1 pseudogene is annotated in these 346 nt (G+C 50.9%); it reads left to right on the top strand.

Features of this window, described 5'->3' with window-relative positions:
* Positions 1 to 11: 11 nt before the first annotated feature.
* A pseudogene (locus tag STRDD11_RS13420) lies at positions 12 to 346 on the top strand (DDE transposase); the annotation flags it as partial.

Raw genomic sequence — 346 nt, 5'->3', positions numbered from 1 at the left:
AGGATGAACAGGTGGTTGACTGGGAACGGGCCAAGGTGATAACTCTGGATTCTGGCTATGAAGATTCCAAACTGCAGGGGATGATTGAGAATCGGGATGTGGCTTTTTTGGCAGACGGGCGCCATCTCTGGCAAGAGCCGGAAGCCAGGCAGTACCGGAACACTTCTCTTTTTTACAATGAAGAGGGGGAGGTCTTTTACAAGACCGAGAAGCAGGACTTTATCCAGCTGGAGTATCGGGGTTATGATAAGAGCCGCAAGAGCCAGCGCTTTGGCTTTCCGAAAAGCAGGAAAGACAGGCGTATCTTCCGCATAGCCTGTTCGGAGAATCCACGGATTTTTCCAAG

The sequence above is a fragment of the Streptococcus sp. DD11 genome (assembly GCF_001578865.1).
Lineage (GTDB): Bacteria > Bacillota > Bacilli > Lactobacillales > Streptococcaceae > Streptococcus > Streptococcus panodentis.
Note: the sequence above shows the minus strand (reverse complement) of the source record. Positions and strands in the feature narration are given on the sequence as shown.